Here is an 18,282-nt window from a genome sequence, read left to right as displayed (position 1 = left end):
CATGTACAAACTGACCATTGAAGGCCTGCATAAAAGCTATGGCGATCATGAGGTGCTCAAGGGCGTTTCGCTCAAGGCCAACACGGGCGACGTCATCAGCCTGATCGGTGCCAGCGGCTCCGGGAAAAGTACCTTCCTGCGCTGCATCAACTTCCTCGAACAACCCAACGACGGCGCCATGAGCCTCGATGGCCAGGCCATCCGCATGATCAAGGATCGTCACGGCATGCACGTGGCCGATGCCGATGAACTGCAACGGATCCGCACCCGGCTGGCCATGGTGTTCCAGCATTTCAACCTGTGGAGCCACATGACGGTGCTGGAAAACATCACCATGGCCCCGCGCCGGGTGCTGGGTTGCAGCAAGCAGGAAGCCGAAGACCGTGCCCGGCGTTACCTCGACAAGGTCGGGCTGGCGGCGCGCGTAGCGGACCAGTACCCGGCATTCCTTTCCGGTGGCCAGCAACAACGGGTGGCGATTGCCCGCGCGTTGGCGATGGAACCGGAAGTGATGCTGTTCGACGAACCGACTTCGGCGCTGGACCCGGAACTGGTGGGTGAGGTGCTCAAGGTGATCCAGGGCCTGGCCGAAGAAGGCCGGACCATGATCATGGTCACCCACGAAATGAGCTTCGCGCGCAAAGTATCGAGCCAGGTGCTGTTCCTGCACCAGGGCCTGGTGGAGGAAGAAGGCGCGCCGGAGGACGTGCTGGGCAACCCGAAGAGCGAGCGTCTGAAGCAGTTCCTCAGCGGTAACCTGAAGTAGCGGTCGCAGATGAAAGGGGAGCACGGGCTTCCCTTTCATTTGAACCTCAGCCACTGGCGTGCTCCAGCCTGAAGCTGCCATCCGCCACCTCGATACCTTCGGCATCCAGGCCACGAAAACTTCCGGCAAACTGTGCGTCGCCTCCTACCGTCAACTCAAGCGCCCCTCGATACAGCTCCGCTTCCGAGTTGCCCGTCACATGAATGATCATGGGTGAGCGCTCACTCAGCCCCAGATGAAAACTGCCACTCTCGATATCCAGCGGCAGATAGATATAAAACGCTTTGTCCTGGCCATTACTCGCGCCAAGGCAGTGCAGACCTGGTTGTTCGAAATAGTCGAGCGTTGATGCTGCTCGAAACGCGAGGAGCTTCCCATCCTCCGTGATCAAATCGGCGCGCAAATGCCCCGTACGAACTGACTTCATCCGAATGTTCCTATTCACGTTCATGGACAACAGCGCAGCGATAAAACCACGGCCACTCCGCCAAGAGGTTTCAACCACAAACACAGTTATTTCCGAATATGAGAAGTACTCGAACCCTACAGAAGAGCGCTCAGCCGTTAAACCTTTCGCGTTGCGCCGTGGTCACTGAAGGAACACTCTCAGAGCGCACAACGCCGGCATGGGAACCACCACCAACTTCGCCAAACGCTGGTTCACCGCTCGCGACTGGAAGCCATTCGACTTTCAGAAACAGGTGTGGGCCGCCGTCAAGCGCGGGCAGTCCGGGTTGCTCCACGCCAACACCGGCGCCGGCAAGACCTATGCGATCTGGTTTGGCGCACTCAATCGCTTCGCCTCCTGCTCCCCGGCCGTTGAAACATCGCGCAAACGCAAAGTGGTTTCTCCACCCCTGACACTCCTGTGGATCACCCCGATGCGCGCCTTGGCTGCGGATACCGCCCGCGCGCTGCAACGGCCGCTGCTCGACTTGCAGATCCCGTGGAGTGTCGGCCTGCGCACGGGCGATACCAGCAGCAGTGAACGTGCACGCCAAAGCCGACGTTTGCCCACCACCCTGATCACCACGCCGGAAAGTCTCACCCTGATGCTCGCCCGGGCAGACGCGCCAACCGCGCTTTCGACGTTGCGCATGGTGGTGGTCGACGAATGGCACGAATTGCTCGGTAATAAACGCGGCGTGCAATTGCAGCTCGCCCTCGCCCGTCTACGCCGCTGGCATCCACAATTGATCGTGTGGGGCGTTTCGGCGACCTTGGGTAATCAGGAGCACGCCGAGCAGGTATTGATCCCACAGGGCGGCGGTATAAGCGTTCAAGGCCGCACACCGAAAAAACTGCAGGTCGACACGCTGCTGCCGCCCGGGATCGAACGCTTTCCATGGGCCGGCCATATCGGCCTGAAAATGTTGCCGCAGGTCGTCGCGCAACTGGATGCCAGCGCCAGCAGCCTGGTCTTCACCAATACTCGAGCGCAATCGGAAATCTGGTATCAAGCCTTGCTTGAGGCCCGGCCGGACTGGGCCGGGCTCATAGCACTGCATCACAGTTCGTTGTCCCGTGAAACCCGTGACTGGGTGGAGCGCGCCCTCAAGGAAGGTCAACTCAAGGCGGTGGTGTGCACCTCCAGCCTGGATCTGGGTGTGGATTTCCTGCCGGTGGAACGGGTGCTGCAAATTGGCTCGGCCAAAGGCGTGGCGCGACTGATGCAGCGTGCGGGTCGTTCGGGGCATGCGCCGGGGCGAATTTCACGGGTGACCCTCGTGCCGACTCACAGCCTGGAGCTGATTGAAGCCGCGGCGGCGCGGGATGCGGTGGCGCAGCGACGGATCGAACCTCGAAAGTCCCCGCATAAACCCCTGGATGTGCTGGTCCAGCATCTGGTCAGCATGGCCCTGGGCGATGGTTTTGTGCCCGCTGAGTTGTTTGATGAGGTACGCACTGCCTGGGCCTATCGTGATCTCACCGAGGCGGACTGGACCTGGGCCCTGGCTTTCGTACGTCATGGCGGACTTTCCCTGACAGCCTATCCGGATTACCGCCGTGTCGAACCGGACGAACAGGGCATCTGGCGTGTACCCGATGCGCGACTGGCCCGGCGCCACCGAATGAGTATCGGCACCATTGTCAGCGATGCGAGCATTCAGTTGAAGTTCTGGAGCAAGGGTGGCGGCGGCAAGCAACTGGGCAGTGTTGAAGAAGGTTTCATCGCGCGGCTCAAGCCGGGCGACGGTTTTCTGTTTGCCGGGCGCCTGCTGGAGTTGGTGCGCGTTGAAAACATGACCGCCTATGTGAAACGCAGCACCGTGAAGAAAGCCGCGGTGCCACGCTGGAATGGCGGGCGCATGCCCCTTTCCAATGAACTGGCGCAAGCGGTGGTGGCGCGGTTCAGTGCAGCGGCAGGCGGCGAGTTCAATGGTCCGGAAATGCATTCACTGCGCCCACTGCTGGAGGTGCAGCAACGCTGGTCGGGCTTGCCGACCACGCAATCGTTGCTGGCCGAGGCGCTGAAGTCCCGTGAAGGCTGGCACCTTTTCCTTTATCCCTTCGCCGGCCGCCAGGTGCATCTGGGCCTGGCGAGTTTGCTGGCGTGGCGAGTCAGCCAGCAGCAGGCGCTGACGTTTTCCATCGCGGTCAATGACTACGGGCTGGAACTGCTCAGCGCCACCCCTGTGGATTGGGGACAAGTTTTGAACCCTGGGTTGTTGAGCCAAGAGCATTTGCTGGGGGACGTAGTCGCCAGCCTGAATGCCGGAGAGCTGGCCTTGCGGCGCTTTCGGGAAATCGCCAGGATCGCCGGGCTGGTGTTTGCCGGTTACCCCGGCGCACCGAAAAGCACGCGCCAGGTTCAAGCGTCCAGCGGGTTGTTCTTCGAAGTGTTCAAACAGTACGACGCGGGAAATCTGCTATTGGCCCAGGCCGGCGAAGAAGTCCTGCGCGAAGAACTGGACATTCATCGCCTGGAACAGACGTTGGCGCACATCAATCGTCTCCGTCTCGACCTGCATCATGTCAAACGTCCTACGCCCCTCGGGTTTCCACTGCTGGTTGAGCGTATGCGAGAGAGCATGAGTTCGGAAAAACTCGCCGACCGCATCCGCCGCATGGTCAGCGACCTCGAGAAAACCGCCGGCACAGGGAAAGCCTGATGAGTACGCCTTACCCTGTGCAACTGGCCGGCGAGGAACTCTGGTTGCTGCCGGAAAAAGCCCTCTACTGGCCAGCGCAACAAGCCTTGTTGATCGCCGACGTGCATTTCGGCAAGGCCGCCGCTTACCGCAGCCTTGGCCAACCGGTGCCGCAGGGCACCACTGGCCGCAATATCGCCGTGCTCGACGGGCTGCTGGCCAGCCTGCCTTGCCGACAACTGATTTTCCTTGGGGACTTTCTTCACGGTCCGGGCTCACATGCGAGCGCTACCCTTAAACCCTTGACTGACTGGCGAGCACGCAATGCCGAGCTGCCCATGACGCTGATTCGCGGCAATCACGACAAGCGTGCGGGGGATCCGCCGGCCTCGTTGAACATTCGCGTGGTGCCTGAGCCCTTGTTGCTGGGGCCGTTCGCCTTGCAGCACGAACCCGAGCCGCATCCGCATCGGCATGTGCTCGCCGGTCACGTGCATCCGGTCTATCGGTTGCACGGTCGGGGTCGGCAGAGCTTGCGGCTGGCCTGTTTCAGACTGGGTGAGGACATCAGCCTGCTGCCGGCCTTCGGCGCGTTCACCGGTGGCTATCAGGTTGAACGGGGTGAAGACTGCAGGGTTTTTGTCATCGGCGACAACGAAATATGGCCCGTAGCCCTGTAGGAGCGAGCTTGCTCGCGATGGACGTAAGGCCACCGCGTATTGTCAGGTTGCCCGCGTAATCGTTAACGACCTTCGCGAGCAAGCTCGCTCCTACAGGTACAGGAGAATATCTCAGGCCACTGGCGCGGGAGGCGGTTCGTCGGGCAGGGTCGGTTCACCAGGTTCGGTCGGTTGTTCGTTGGGGGTATCGGGATCAGGCTGGCCGGGTATACCACCGGCCATGCTGATTGGCGGGTGTGCCAACAAGGACCAGGCCAAAACGCCAACCTGATTGGGCTCAAGCCTTGCCAGTTCGGCACTTATACGTGGGTCGATCTTCATAAAGCACTCCTGGGCGATGGCCCGACCCGCCTTGCGCGAATCGGAACAGTACATTGCATAGAGTGTACGCTCGCCCAGGAATTCCCACGTTTCGTCAGACGGCTGACTCAGGTGCGCGGCAGGGTCACGCCACGCTGGCCCTGGTACTTGCCGCCACGGTCCTTGTAGGACACTTCGCACTCTTCGTCCGACTCAAGGAACAGCATCTGCGCCACACCTTCGTTGGCGTAGATTTTCGCCGGCAGATTGGTGGTGTTGGAGAATTCCAGGGTCACGTGACCTTCCCACTCAGGCTCGAGCGGCGTGACGTTGACGATGATGCCGCAACGTGCGTAGGTGCTTTTCCCCAGGCAAATGGTCAATACGTTACGCGGGATGCGGAAGTATTCGACGGTGCTGGCCAGGGCGAAGGAGTTCGGTGGAATGATGCAGACGTCGCTGTGGATGTCGACGAAGCTGCCCGCATCGAAGTTTTTCGGGTCTACGATCGCCGAATTGATGTTGGTGAACACCTTGAAGTGATTGGTGCAACGCACATCGTAGCCGTAGCTGGACACGCCGTAGGAAATCACACGGCTATCGTCGCTGCCACGCACCTGGCGCTCGACGAAAGGGTCGATCATGCCGTGTTCCTGCGCCATGCGGCGAATCCACTTGTCCGATTTGATGCTCATGGCGGGTGTCCTGAATAGCGAGGTGGAAAAAATCTGTCCGGCATCTTACCGGGCGCGCCGCCGGGTTCAAAGTGCGCGCTGCAATTCTCGCCGGACATGCAGGAATTACCTGCGTTGGCGACGAATCGACACACCGTCGATCCTTAAAACAGAGAAACCTTCGCAAGAAGCATTGGCACGTTCCGGAAAAAGGGTTAAGGTGGCGTCACTGTGCTGCTTGTGTCACTGAGAATCTCTACACGATATGTTGAATTTCGATCCAACCATCTACAAGAATTTTTCCTGCTCTTTGCACTCAGTCTCGGCCAGGGTTTTTCCTGAGTCGCAGTTATCTTTGTTCAAGGAGTTACACCATGTCTAATCGCCAAACCGGTACCGTTAAGTGGTTCAACGATGAAAAAGGCTTCGGCTTCATCACTCCACAATCCGGTGACGACCTGTTCGTTCACTTCAAAGCTATCCAATCCGACGGCTTCAAAAGCCTGAAAGAAGGCCAACAGGTTTCTTTCATCGCTACCCGCGGTCAGAAAGGCATGCAAGCTGAAGAAGTTCAAGTTATCTAACTTGTACTCGCTTTAGTAAAAAGCCCCGCCCTCAACAGCGGGGCTTTTTTGTGCCCGCATGTTTTTGCCGGGCAAAAAAAGATCGCAGCCTTCGGCATCTCCATGTAGGAGTTGCCGCAGGCTGCGATCTTTTTGCGTCTTACCAGGTCACGCCAAACCCGGCCGTGTAACGGGTCTTGTCCAGGTCGGCATCGTCGGTCCCGTCGATAATGTCTCGCTCGGCCTTGAGGTTCAGCGACGCCCAGTCCGTCACCTTGTAACGCAGGCCCATCTCGGCATCCAGCGCATACTCGGCCACGCCCGACAGCGGCTTGCCCACCTCGCCATTGGTGAAGAACTCCACTTTCTTGCCAATCAGGTAGCGGTTGTAGTCCCACTTCATCGCGACAGAGTAGAAGTTCTCCTTGCTGCCATCGCTGAATTGGTAATCCGTGCGGTTGACCAGCGAGCCCAGGGAGAATGCCCCCAGTTCGTCATCCCAGAACTGGTAACCAGGACCGGTACCGACGGTACGCTGGCGGGACAGGTCTTCGACCTTGTCACGCTTGTACACCAGGCGACCTTGCCAGAACCATTTGTCCGTCAGGAAACGGTCGAGGGAGTACTCTCCCCGCCAATTGTCGGTCGTGACCACGTCATCCTGGAATTCGCGGTTGTACTCGCCTTCTGCGGTATGCCGCCACCGACCATGGCGCGCCGTCGTCTTGAAGTCGATGTCGTAATCGTCGGTGTCCTTGTCAGCCCGCTGGTAATCCAGCGCCGCATCGATATTGCCTTTCCACACCAGATCCTCGACCACCGGCTTGGGCTTGAGGATTTGCTGGACACTCGCCAGCTCAACGGTCTTGGGCGCCTCGCCGTTTTCCAGGGTGACCTTGCCATCTTCCGCCGCGTGCAGGGACTTGGCCTTTTCGCCGGTGTAGGCGTCCTGCTTGACCAGCAGCTCCTGATCGCTTTCCAGTGTCTTGACCTGTTTCCAGTCGATCGGCACCGCGCCGGCATATTCGGTCTGGACCAGCAACTTGCCGCCGTCGAAGAGAATGATCTTGCCGCTCAGCTTGTCACCGTTCTTCAACCAGACGGTATCTGCGAGCAAGGGGGTGGAGGCACTGACGACAGCGAGGCATAGCAAGGTTCTGGACAACATAAGCAAATAAAAGGCTCAGGTTCGCGAAAAAAAATCGGCATTATCCTCAGGAATAAGACCCTAGCAAGGACTGACCCGACTATTTCTATTGAGTTCATTTCTCAACTGGCGATCCAGCATTTACCCTACAGACGGTACCGCGAACGACTTCAGGAACTGCGAACGTGATCGAGCCGACCGAACAACCCGACAATCCCGCGCAAATCCGACGCACGGCGCTTTACCTGACCCTCGCGCAAGTACCCGAAGGCAAGGTCGTGAGTTATGGTCAACTCGCCGAACTGGCGGGACTGGGACGCGCCGCTCGCTGGGTCGGCAGGACACTGAGCCAACTGCCCGGCGACAGCAAATTACCCTGGCACCGCGTACTCGGTGCCGGCGGGCGCCTGAGCCTGCCCCCAGGCAGCCCCTCCGGGGACGAACAGCGCGCGCGATTGCGCATGGAGGGCATCAGTATCCAGAACAATCGTGTTGATATTCAGCGTCATGGGTGGCGCCCGGTAGAGCACAGCGGTTAGAGTGCGCGCTTTGTTTTCGTATTTCTTGAGGCAGACTCCAGCCCATGCCCCGTAAAACCTGGCGCGCCGCGCTTGCTGCCTATGCCAGCCCTTCGACGCTCGTACTGTTACTGCTGGGTTTCGCCGCCGGCCTACCCTACATGCTGGTGTTCTCGACGCTTTCGGTCTGGTTGCGTGAAGCCGGTGTGGCGCGCGAAACCATTGGTTACGCGAGCCTGATCGGCCTGGCGTATGCCTTCAAATGGGTCTGGTCGCCCCTGCTCGACCAATGGCGCCTGCCGTTGCTGGGCAAACTCGGCCGACGACGTTCCTGGCTGGTGTTGTCGCAAGGGCTGGTCATTCTCGGCCTCGTCGGGATGGGCTTCTGTGACCCGCAAAAGCATTTGTCCTGGCTGATCGCCATCGCGGTGGTCGTCGCCTTCGCCTCGGCGACGCAAGACATCGCAGTGGACGCCTACCGCCTGGAAATCGCTGAAGACAGTCGCCAGGCGGCGCTCGCGGCCAGTTACATGTCCGGCTATCGCATCGCCGCACTGCTGGCCACGGCCGGCGCTCTGTTCTTCGCCGAAGGCTTCGGCTCCACCGGCTTCAACTATAAGCATTCGGCATGGGCCGGCACTTACCTGTTGTTCGGCGCCCTGATGGTCCCGGCGCTGCTCACCTCGTTGTTCATGCGCGAACCTGCGGTGCCTTTGCGCACGCAACTGCAGGCCGGGCGCTACAGTTTCGCGCATCAACTGGCCTCGGTGTTCGTCCTGATCGTGCTGCTGGTGTCCGTGCCGGCCATGTTTACCCAGCTCTACAACACCGACTTCGCCAGCGTGCTGTTCGAAGGCGTGAGCCTGCTCGACCTGCTGCTCCAGGACCGCGCGTTCCTGCGCGCCATCCTCTACACCACGCTCACCGCCCTGTGCCTGTCGGCCATGGGCCGCCGGGGCCTGGCGCCGGTGTTGACGCCGGTCAACGATTTCATTCTGCGTTATCGCTGGCAAGCGCTGCTGCTGCTGGGACTGATCGCCACCTACCGGATGTCCGATACGGTCATGGGCGTGATGGCCAACGTGTTCTACATCGACATGGGGTTCACCAAGGATCAGATCGCCAGCGTCAGCAAGATCTTCGGCCTGATCATGACCCTGGTAGGTGCCGGCATGGGCGGCCTGCTGATCGTGCGCTTTGGCATCCTGCCGATTCTGTTCATCGGCGGCGCCGCTTCGGCGGGCACCAATATATTGTTCCTGATGCTCGCCGACATGGGCGCCAACCTGAACATGCTGATCCTGACCATTTCCCTGGACAACTTCAGCTCGGGCCTGGCGACCTCGGCATTCGTCGCCTACTTGTCGAGTCTGACCAACCTCAAGTTCTCCGCCACCCAATACGCCTTGCTCAGCTCGATCATGCTCTTGCTGCCGCGCCTGATCGGCGGTTATTCGGGGGTCATGGTGGAGAAATTCGGTTATCACAACTTCTTCCTGATTACCGCCCTGCTGGGTGTTCCGACGCTGTTGCTGATCGCCCTGCACTGGTTCCAGGAGAACCGTCGTGCCGGTCCGAAACCAACGCCTGAGCCAGTTCCGACCCAGGTCGTGGAAGAATCGTAGGAAACATTCCCAAAATTCCTACATAGGACGGAGTCAATTCCGTCCTCCTGCCACTGCACCGACCGCACGCCTGTACGCCAGCAGAACTCGCCCGTACAATGCTCCGTCATTTCTCGTCATCAGCAATCGATAACGGCCAACCATGCGCACCAGTCAATTTTTGCTCGCCACACAGAAAGAAACGCCTTCCGACGCGGTCGTGATCAGCCACCAGCTGATGCTGCGCGCCGGCATGATCCGCAAACTCGCCTCGGGCCTGTACACCTGGCTGCCGATGGGCTTGCGAGTGATGCGCAAGGTCGAAGCCGTCGTTCGCGAAGAAATGAACGCCGCCGGCTCGCTCGAAGTGTTGATGCCGAGCACTCAACCGGCTGAGCTGTGGCAGGAATCCGGGCGCTGGGAAGAGTACGGCCCTGAATTGCTGCGCTTCAAGGATCGTCACGGTCGCGACTTTTGCGCCGGCCCGACCCACGAAGAAGTCATCACCGACCTGATGCGCAACGAGTTGAGCAGCTACAAGCAGCTGCCGATCAACCTGTATCAGATCCAGACCAAATTCCGTGATGAGATCCGTCCACGCTTCGGTTTGATGCGCGGCCGCGAATTCATCATGAAAGACGCCTACTCGTTCCACGCTGACCAGCCTTCGCTGCAGGTCACCTACGACCGCATGCACCAGGCGTACTGCAACGTGTTCACCCGCCTGGGCCTGAAGTTCCGCCCTGTAGAAGCCGACAACGGCTCCATCGGCGGCGCCGGTTCCCACGAGTTCCACGTACTGGCCGAGTCCGGCGAAGACGATATCGTTTTCAGCAACGGTTCCGACTACGCGGCGAACATCGAGAAGGCCGAAGCTGTGCCACGGGAAACCTTGCGCGCGGCGCCTACCGAAGAACTGCGCCTGGTCGACACTCCGAACGCCAAGACCATCGCGCAACTGGTCGAAGGCTTCAACCTGCCGATCGAGAAGACCATCAAGACCCTGATCGTGCGTGCCGAGGAAGAAGGCAAGCTGATTGCCCTGATCATCCGTGGCGACCACGAGCTCAATGAAATCAAGGCGGCGAACCAGCCAGGCGTGGCCAGCCCGCTGGTCATGGCCAGCGACGCCGAACTGCGTGACGCCATTGGCGCCGGCGCCGGCTCCCTGGGCCCGCTGAACCTGCCGCTGCCAATCATCATCGACCGTTCCGTCGAGCTGATGAGCGACTTCGGCATCGGTGCCAACATCGACGACAAGCACTACTTCGGCGTGAACTGGGAACGCGACCTGCCAGTACCGACCGTGGCCGACCTGCGCAACGTGGTCAGCGGCGACCCAAGCCCGGACGGCAAGGGCACCCTGGAAATCAAGCGCGGCATCGAAGTCGGGCACATCTTCCAGCTGGGCAACAAGTACAGCAAGGCGATGAAGTGCGAAGTGCTGGGCGAGAACGGCAAGCCGGTCACCCTGGAAATGGGCTGCTACGGCATCGGCGTGTCCCGCGTGGTGGCGGCTGCCATCGAGCAGAACAACGACGATAAAGGCATCATCTGGAGCGACACCCTGGCGCCTTTCCAGGTCGCCCTGGTGCCACTGCGCTACGAAACCGAACTGGTTCGCGAAGCCACCGACAAGCTGTATGCAGAATTGACTGCCGCCGGCTTCGAAGTGCTGCTGGACGACCGCGACAAGAAAACCAGCCCGGGCATCAAGTTCGCGGACATGGAGCTGATCGGCATTCCTCACCGGATCGTGGTCAGCGACCGCGGCCTTGCCGAAGGCAACCTGGAATACAAGAGCCGTACCGAGGCCGAGCCTCAAGCGCTGCCGGTCGCCGACGTATTGCCTTTCCTTCAGGCCCGTATCCGCCGCTGAAACCAGATAGAGACGTCATGTTCAAGCGAAACACCTTAGGCCTCGGTGGTGCCGCCCTGTGCGGCACCCTGCTGGTCAGCGGCTGTGCCAATCACATGTCACAACGCAGCGAGCACGAGGAACGTGTCGAGCGCAAACTGCTCGATCACAGCCTGCAGATCGATGTTGGCGAGCCCAAGGTGCTTGAGCTGCCGCAACGCCGGGTGAAAATCCACGAGCAGAAGACTTTCGAAGTCACCGAGTTCGAAGTCACCCGCCATTACGATCGCTACACGCCGTACCAACCCTGGCGGGAGGTCTACGAGATCCCGCTGGGCGCGGTCGCCGTGGTGGCCGGTGTCGGCGCCAATGTGGCCAACGTGTTCGCCCTGGGCAATCTGCCAGACAGCATGACCAAGGACTGGTTCAGCTACGGCTTCGCCGGGCTCAACCCGTTCATGAACGTGCAGTCCCATGGACGCGCCCAGCAGAACCTGGCCGGCATCGACGAAGTCCAGCTCGACAAGCGCACGGAGTACTCGAGCCTGCCCTGGAGCGAGCGTCCGGTCGAGGTCAAGGCCGGCAAGGAAACCTTCGAGATGAGCACCGACAAGAACGGCGTATTGCGCTTGAACCTGTTGGACAGTCCGTTCGCCGAACATGACCTCAATCACCTGAGCAAGCTGCAGATCAACGTCCAGGACGCCAAGGACGATGTGCACAGCGATTCGTCGCTGGCCGTCAGCAGCACCTTGCGCGGCAAGTTGCTCGAAGCCCACGGGTTGATTTACGACGATCTTGAAGACGACGAAGTGAGCCAGTGGGTACACCGGGTCAAGCGCCTGTCGGAGTTGGGCCTGGAAGAAGAAGCCACCGAGCTGGAACAAAGCCTGATCGAGCTGACCCGCAACGATCCGGAGTTGCAGACTGAATTCCTCAAGTCCCTGACCAAGGATGCCGGGCGACTGGTGGCGGCAGATCCCCGTCCGAACTGAGACGCCTGTTAAAAGATCGCAGCCTTCGGCAACTCCTACAGGGGTTCACATTTCCCTGAGCTGCCGCAGGCTGCGATCTTTTGACGTTTAACGCTCAAACAACTCCATCTGCTCGAACCCGCCCCGCAAATCCTCCAGCCTCACCCCCACCCCTAGCAACCGCACCGGTTTGCCACCCCGGTTGAACGCTTGCGTCAGCAATAACTGATAACTGCCCAGATCCCGCCCTGCCCCGGCCTGCTCCAGCGTGGTCTGGGTGAAATCGTGGAACTTCACCTTGACGAAGGGCTTGCCCGGTCGATAACTGCTGTCGATGCGCGACATGCGCGATGCGAGGGTTTCCAGCAGTTCCGGCAGCTTGTCCAGGCAACTGCGCAGGTCGGGCAAGTCGACGTCGTAGGTATTTTCGACACTGATGGACTGGCGGCGACTGTCGTTGTGCACCAGGCGGTCATCGATCCCACGGGCCAAGCTCCAGAGTCGCTCGCCAAAACTGCCGAATTCACGCACCAGCGCCAACTTGTTCCACTCGCGCAGCTGCGAGCAGTCGACGATGCCGAGCTTGCCCAACCTGTCGGCGGTGACTTTACCGACCCCGTGCAGCTTGCTCACCGGCAAGCCACTGACAAACGCCTCGACCTGATCCGGGGTAATGACAAACAACCCGTTGGGCTTTTTCCAGTCGCTGGCAATCTTTGCCAGGAACTTGTTGGGCGCCACCCCGGCAGAGACGGTGATGTGCAACTGATTGGAGACGCGCCGGCGTATGTCCTGGGCAATTCGCGTCGCACTGCCGCCAAAATGCGCACTGTCCGACACATCGAGGTAGGCCTCATCCAGGGAAAGCGGCTCGATGAGCTCGGTGTAATCGCGAAAGATCGTGTGAATTTCCCTGGACGCTTCTCTATAGGCTTCCATGCGCGGCTTGACGATCGTCAGGTCCGGGCAGAGCTTCAATGCATGCCCGGAAGACATGGCTGAGCGCACGCCATAGGCCCGGGCTTCATAATTGCAGGTGGCAATCACCCCGCGCCGGTCCGCCGAGCCGCCCACGGCCAGGGGTTTTCCAGCCAGGCGCGGGTCGTCCCGCATCTCGATGGCGGCGTAGAAGCAGTCACAATCGACGTGGATGATTTTTCGCTGGGTCATTTCAACGCGGTGTTCATGATGTAGAAATAGCGTCACGCGATGTAGGAAAAACAGTATCTCACTGACAACTGTATATAGCACCAGTACCCGCAGGCTTCTTTTTCACTCACAGGTAACTCCGAGAAATTTATTTTCTCAATCGAGAAGTTCATGCCAATAGAGCCACAGCCCTTGCCATGCCTGCCTCTCAGGCCTGCCAGGCGCCGAAATTTGCAGCTAAGCGATTGAACAGGAACAGGTTTTGTCAAAATAGCAGGTTGACACACCCGCGTATTTCTATAGAATTGCCAACACAGACGCGGGATGGAGCAGTCTGGTAGCTCGTCGGGCTCATAACCCGAAGGTCGTCGGTTCAAATCCGGCTCCCGCAACCAAACATCAAAAAAGGCTACTCGAAAGAGTGGCCTTTTTTGTGCGTGTCAGTTTTGTCGTCGGCCTGCCCAACCCTCGCGCCTACCTCAAGCGCGCGGTCGTGAGAAATCCTTGTGATTGCGAAACTTATCTCACCTCCTCCCCCTGTTTTGCAGTTTCTCAGACTTATTTGACCCAATTGGGGATTAACGGTTGACACCCCGGCGATTCTCTATAGAATGCCGCCACACAGACGCGGGATGGAGCAGTCTGGTAGCTCGTCGGGCTCATAACCCGAAGGTCGTCGGTTCAAATCCGGCTCCCGCAACCAAACATCAAAAAAGGCTACTCGAAAGAGTGGCCTTTTTTGTATCTGTTGAAAAAGTCCTTTCGCAACAATGATCTGTCACTGTGCAGTGAGCCGTCCGGGTCACCGATTCGCTGAGTGCCGACTATGCTCAATCGCAAGCTGAGCCCTCTACGACTGTCGACGAACTGTTACCGGGACTCGGTGCCAGGCGTTAATATTTGTGATTATTTTTTTCTACAGGGATTGGTAACTTGGCTGGATACCCCCATCCTGTCGCGCACAATCCAAGAGGTGATTGATGCGCGCCAACTCGTCTGACCCACAAGACACCGTCACAGCGACACAACCGATCAAGGCGCAACGCCTGCGCTTGCTTGATCGAATCAGCAAGTACCGCCAACCCATCGGCCTGGCGGTCACCCTGTTGTTGTTCACCATCGCGCTGATTGCCTGTCGTCACTTGTTGAGCGAACTCGACCTGGACGCGTTGCACGACTCGATCCTCGAGGTTCCGCAACCGGCACTGCTGGGCGCGCTGGGCGCTACCGTCGCGGGTTTCATCATATTGCTGGGTTACGAATGGTCGGCCAGCCGCTATGCCGGCGTAAGCCTGGCACCACGAACCCTGGCGCTGGGCGGTTTCACCGCTTTTGCCATCGGCAACGCCATTGGTCTTTCAATGCTGTCCGGCGGCTCGGTTCGCTACCGCCTTTATGCACGCCATGGCCTGGGGGCCACTGAAGTCGCGCGCATGACGCTGTTCGCCAGCCTCTCGCTCGGCTGCGCGCTGCCCCCGCTCGCCGCGCTGGCGACCCTCAGCGACCTGCCAGACGCATCCGCCGCCCTGGGGCTTTCGCAAGCCTTGCTGGGCACCCTGGCGACGGCTGTGTTGTTGCTGTTCACAGTACTGGCCATCGGCATCTACCGCCGTCGCCTGCCGGAACAACCTTACGCCGACAACCTGCTGGTCAAGATCGGCCGCCGCACCTTGCGCTTGCCTGGGCGCCGCCTGACCTTCCTGCAGTTGATCATTACCGCGCTGGACGTGGCCGCCGCCGCCACCGTGCTCTATCTGTTGTTGCCGGAAGCGCCGCCGTTCGGCGCGTTTCTTCTGGTTTACCTGCTGGCCCTGGCCGCCGGCGTGCTCAGCCATGTACCGGGCGGGGTCGGCGTGTTCGAAGCGATCCTGCTCGCGGCCTTCTCCGACACACTCGGCGCTGCACCACTGGCCGCCGCCCTGCTGCTCTATCGCTTGATCTATGTGGTGCTGCCGATGCTGGTGGCCTGCCTGTTCCTGCTGATCAGCGAAGGCCAGCGCCTGTTCCAGACGCGCCAGACCCTGCGCGCCGCCTCCGGCCTGGCCGCGCCTATCCTGGCGGTACTGGTGTTTCTGTCCGGCGTTGTCTTGTTGTTCTCCGGCGCGACCCCGGAAATCGATACGCGCCTTGAACATATCGGCTTCCTGATCCCGCACCGCCTGGTCGACGCCTCGCACTTTGGCGCCAGCCTGATCGGCGTGTTGTGCCTGTTGTTGGCCCAGGGCCTGCGTCGTCGACTGTCGGCGGCGTGGATGCTGACCACCATTTTGCTGCTGGTCGGCGCCCTGCTCTCCCTGCTCAAAGGGTTCGACTGGGAGGAAGCCACGCTGATGGTGCTGACGGCGAGCCTGCTGGGAGTTTTCCGCCGCTCGTTCTATCGCCCCAGCCGCCTGACCGAACTGCCGTTCTCGCCCCTGTACCTGGTGGCCAGCGTATGCGTACTCGGCGCCTCGATGTGGCTGCTGCTGTTCGCTTACCAGGACGTTCCGTACAGCCACCAACTCTGGTGGCAGTTCACCCTCGATGCCGATGCCCCCCGTGGCTTGCGCTCGCTGCTCGGCGCGGCGGTCCTGCTGGTGGTGGTGTCCCTGACCTGGTTGCTGCGCACCGCACGCCCGGTGATTCACCTGCCGACACCCGATGAGCTTGCGCGCGCCAGCAAGATCCTCATGGCGTCCGCCCAACCGGATGGCGGCCTGGCCCTGACCGGCGACAAGGCGCTGCTGTTCCACCCCAACGACGAGGCGTTCCTGATGTACGCCCGTCGCGGCCGCAGCCTCGTGGCCCTGTATGACCCGATCGGTCCGGGCCAGCAACGGGCGGAAATGATCTGGCAGTTCCGCGACCTGTGCGACATCCATCACGCCCGCCCCGTGTTCTATCAGGTGCGCGCGGAGAACCTGCCGTACTACATGGACATCGGCCTGACCGCGATCAAGCTGGGCGAAGAAGCCAGGGTCGATCTCGTGCGCTTTGACCTCGAGGCCAAGGGCAAGGAGATGAAGGACCTGCGCTACACCTGGAACCGTGGCACCCGCGATGGTTTGTCGTTGGAAATCCATGAGCCAGGCCAGGCGCCAATGGATGAGCTCAAGGTAATCTCCGATGCCTGGCTGACCGGCAAGAACGTGCGCGAGAAAGGCTTCTCCCTCGGCCGCTTCAGCGACGACTACCTCAAGCACTTCCGCATTGCAGTGATCCGTTTCGAAGGACGCCCGGTGGCGTTCGCCAACCTGCTCGAGACCTACGGCCATGACCTGGCCAGCCTCGACCTGATGCGTGCGCACCCGGACGCCCCCAAGCTGACCATGGAGTTCATGATGGTCGGCCTGATCCAACACTATAAGAGTCACGGATACGCGCGCTTCAGCCTGGGCATGGTGCCGTTGTCGGGGTTGCAACCCCGGCGCGGTGCACCGCTGACCCAGCGCCTGGGCTCGATGGTATTCCGCCGTGGTGAGCAGCTCTACAACTTCCAAGGCTTGCGCCGCTTCAAAGACAAGTTCCAGCCTGACTGGGAACCCCGTTATATGGCCGTGCCCGCCGGACTCGATCCGCTGGTTGCCTTGGCCGACACTGCCGCCCTGATCGCGGGCGGCTTGACTGGATTGGTGAAACGCTGATGATTCAACGCTCCCTGCGCTATGTACTGGGCACCCTGGTAGTGGTGGCCCTGATTCTCGGTGGCGGGTACTGGTACCTCAAACGCCCGGCACCTGAACCGACCCTTGAACAATTGACCCCCACCGATGGCACGGCGATGACCCGGGTTATCCCAGGCACCACGCCAAAGGCCCAGGTGCTGGTGGCGGTCAACGAAGACCAGAAACTCAGCGACAAACAATTGCTGACCTTGAGCCGCAGTGGCTCGGCGCAGATTGTCCAGGTGATCCTGCCCAAGGACTGCCTGCTGCAAAGCCGTGCACTGCAGAGCGGCCTGCGGGAACTGAAAGGCCCGGCCACACTGGTCAGCGGTATCGGCCCGGGCGCGGTGCTGGCCTGGCGCTGGTTGGCCGAGCAGAAAAACGACAAGGCCCAGGCCGTGTCGGTGGACCTGGCCCTGGAAAAACCCGGCTGTACCCATCTGCTGCCGAAAAGCGCTGGCCATGGCCACTGGCTGGTGGCGTGGAACGACAACCCGGACGACACCAGCGCCGGCTTCGTGCGCGACCAGCCCAACGCCGAAACCAGCATCAGCGACTACGACATCAACCTGCCGCAGGTGCTGAACAACGAACTGCGCAAATTGCTGGTCGGTGGCGACAAGGACGCCGGTGGCTTGCAGATTCCCGTGGTCGAAGTGCCTGCCGGCCAGGCCAAGGATACGGTGACCCTGTTCCTGTCGGGTGATGGCGGCTGGCGCGACCTCGACCGCGACGTGGCGGGCGAAATGGCCAAGATCGGCTATCCCGTAGTCGGCATCGACACCCTGCGCTACTACTGGCAGCACAAGAGCCCCGAGCAAAGCGCACTGGACCTCGCCGAACTGATGCAGCACTACCGGCAGAAATGGGGCACCAAGCGCTTCATCCTGACCGGTTACTCGTTCGGTGCCGATGTGCTGCCGGCGATCTACAACCGCCTGGCAGAGTCCGAACAGCAGCGCGTCGACGCCATTATCCTGTTGGCCTTCGCCCGCACCGGCAGCTTCGAAATCGAAGTCGAGGGCTGGCTCGGCAACGCTGGCAAGGAAGCCGCCACCGGCCCGGAAATGGCCAAGCTGCCCGCCGCGAAAGTGGTGTGCATCTACGGTGAAGAAGAGGTCGACGAAAGCGGCTGCACCGACAAGAGCGCCGTGGGCGAAGTCATCAAATTGCCCGGCGGCCACCACTTCGACGAAAACTACCCAGCCCTGGCACAGCGCTTGGTGGGTGTGATCGAGAAGCGGCAAGCGCAGGAAACAGAGGCTCAGGAATGATCTGAGCCGCACAAAAAAGCCCCCGCTGCCGCAAGGCAA

Annotated in this window: 15 protein-coding genes and 2 tRNA genes; 12 read left to right on the top strand and 5 right to left on the bottom strand. The window is 60.5% G+C overall.

All coding sequences use genetic code 11. The features are described 5' to 3' along the window. The first annotated feature begins 1 nt into the window (after window position 1). Window positions 2-766, top strand: coding sequence for an ABC transporter ATP-binding protein (locus ACYP2Q_RS25805; protein ID WP_020797089.1), 765 nt, complete (start codon window positions 2-4; stop codon window positions 764-766). 46 nt (window positions 767-812) lie between these two features. Here ACYP2Q_RS25805 and ACYP2Q_RS25800 read toward each other — a convergent pair whose 3' ends face one another. After that, window positions 813-1,193 (bottom strand): hypothetical protein, encoded by a 381-nt coding sequence (locus ACYP2Q_RS25800; RefSeq protein WP_459733064.1) that lies wholly within the window; start codon window positions 1,191-1,193, stop codon window positions 813-815. A 199-nt stretch (window positions 1,194-1,392) separates the two neighbouring features. On the opposite strand from ACYP2Q_RS25800, the gene ACYP2Q_RS25795 reads away from it, so the two are divergent. After that, entirely contained in the window at window positions 1,393-3,879 is a 2,487-nt protein-coding gene (locus ACYP2Q_RS25795; RefSeq protein WP_459733063.1) for a ligase-associated DNA damage response DEXH box helicase, read from the top strand. Further along, window positions 3,879-4,538, top strand: a complete 660-nt coding sequence (pdeM, locus tag ACYP2Q_RS25790; protein ID WP_459733062.1) for a ligase-associated DNA damage response endonuclease PdeM — start codon at window positions 3,879-3,881, stop codon at window positions 4,536-4,538. Before ACYP2Q_RS25795 ends, pdeM begins: the two co-directional genes overlap by 1 nt. A 111-nt stretch (window positions 4,539-4,649) precedes the next feature. Here pdeM and ACYP2Q_RS25785 read toward each other — a convergent pair whose 3' ends face one another. Together ACYP2Q_RS25785 and dcd are read right to left on the bottom strand one after the other, a co-directional pair. Next, complete coding sequence (locus ACYP2Q_RS25785; RefSeq protein ID WP_017336784.1) at window positions 4,650-4,859, bottom strand: hypothetical protein; 210 nt, start codon at window positions 4,857-4,859, stop codon at window positions 4,650-4,652. 107 nt (window positions 4,860-4,966) lie between these two features. After that, the gene (dcd, locus tag ACYP2Q_RS25780; protein WP_046816561.1) at window positions 4,967-5,533 is read right to left on the bottom strand and encodes a dCTP deaminase; all 567 of its coding nucleotides are present in this window, start codon (window positions 5,531-5,533) and stop codon (window positions 4,967-4,969) included. Between the two features lie 353 nt (window positions 5,534-5,886). On the opposite strand from dcd, the gene ACYP2Q_RS25775 reads away from it, so the two are divergent. Next, window positions 5,887-6,096, top strand: coding sequence for a cold-shock protein (locus tag ACYP2Q_RS25775; protein WP_002554837.1), 210 nt, complete (start codon window positions 5,887-5,889; stop codon window positions 6,094-6,096). A 139-nt stretch (window positions 6,097-6,235) separates the two neighbouring features. Here ACYP2Q_RS25775 and ACYP2Q_RS25770 read toward each other — a convergent pair whose 3' ends face one another. Further along, a complete protein-coding gene (locus tag ACYP2Q_RS25770) occupies window positions 6,236-7,243 on the bottom strand; it encodes a DUF481 domain-containing protein (protein WP_459733061.1) in 1,008 nt (335 codons plus the stop codon). Between the two features lie 164 nt (window positions 7,244-7,407). Here ACYP2Q_RS25770 and ACYP2Q_RS25765 point away from each other — a divergent pair, with 164 nt between their 5' ends. The 4 genes from ACYP2Q_RS25765 (at window position 7,408) to ACYP2Q_RS25750 (ending at window position 12,197) form a co-directional block, all read left to right on the top strand. Next, window positions 7,408-7,761 carry an MGMT family protein gene (locus tag ACYP2Q_RS25765; RefSeq protein ID WP_459733060.1) on the top strand — a complete coding sequence of 118 codons (354 nt, stop codon included), beginning with the start codon at window positions 7,408-7,410 and terminating at the stop codon, window positions 7,759-7,761. Window positions 7,762-7,805: 44 nt separating this feature from the next. Next, complete coding sequence (locus ACYP2Q_RS25760; RefSeq protein WP_459733059.1) at window positions 7,806-9,365, top strand: AmpG family muropeptide MFS transporter; 1,560 nt, start codon at window positions 7,806-7,808, stop codon at window positions 9,363-9,365. Between the two features lie 142 nt (window positions 9,366-9,507). After that, on the top strand, window positions 9,508-11,223 hold the full coding sequence (locus ACYP2Q_RS25755) for a proline--tRNA ligase (RefSeq protein ID WP_459733058.1): 1,716 nt from the start codon (window positions 9,508-9,510) through the stop codon (window positions 11,221-11,223). 17 nt (window positions 11,224-11,240) lie between these two features. Beyond that, complete coding sequence (locus ACYP2Q_RS25750) at window positions 11,241-12,197, top strand: hypothetical protein (RefSeq protein WP_459733057.1); 957 nt, start codon at window positions 11,241-11,243, stop codon at window positions 12,195-12,197. Window positions 12,198-12,284: 87 nt separating this feature from the next. On the opposite strand, the gene dinB is transcribed toward ACYP2Q_RS25750, so the two are convergent. After that, window positions 12,285-13,346 (bottom strand): DNA polymerase IV, encoded by a 1,062-nt coding sequence (dinB, locus tag ACYP2Q_RS25745; protein WP_459733056.1) that lies wholly within the window; start codon window positions 13,344-13,346, stop codon window positions 12,285-12,287. A gap of 297 nt (window positions 13,347-13,643) precedes the next feature. Between dinB and ACYP2Q_RS25740 the strand changes: the two genes are divergently transcribed. The 4 genes from ACYP2Q_RS25740 to ACYP2Q_RS25725 all read left to right on the top strand — a co-directional run bounded on the left by ACYP2Q_RS25740 (window position 13,644) and on the right by ACYP2Q_RS25725 (window position 18,243). Beyond that, a tRNA-Met gene (locus tag ACYP2Q_RS25740) sits at window positions 13,644-13,720 on the top strand. Between the two features lie 231 nt (window positions 13,721-13,951). Further along, a tRNA-Met gene (locus ACYP2Q_RS25735) sits at window positions 13,952-14,028 on the top strand. Between the two features lie 277 nt (window positions 14,029-14,305). After that, window positions 14,306-16,948, top strand: a complete 2,643-nt coding sequence (gene mprF, locus ACYP2Q_RS25730; RefSeq protein WP_459733055.1) for a bifunctional lysylphosphatidylglycerol flippase/synthetase MprF — start codon at window positions 14,306-14,308, stop codon at window positions 16,946-16,948. Next, the gene (locus tag ACYP2Q_RS25725) at window positions 16,948-18,243 is read left to right on the top strand and encodes a virulence factor family protein (RefSeq protein ID WP_459733054.1); all 1,296 of its coding nucleotides are present in this window, start codon (window positions 16,948-16,950) and stop codon (window positions 18,241-18,243) included. Before mprF ends, ACYP2Q_RS25725 begins: the two co-directional genes overlap by 1 nt. Window positions 18,244-18,282 lie beyond the last annotated feature (39 nt).

Source organism: Pseudomonas sp. MHK4 (assembly GCF_054600775.1).
Note: the sequence above shows the minus strand (reverse complement) of the source record. Positions and strands in the feature narration are given on the sequence as shown.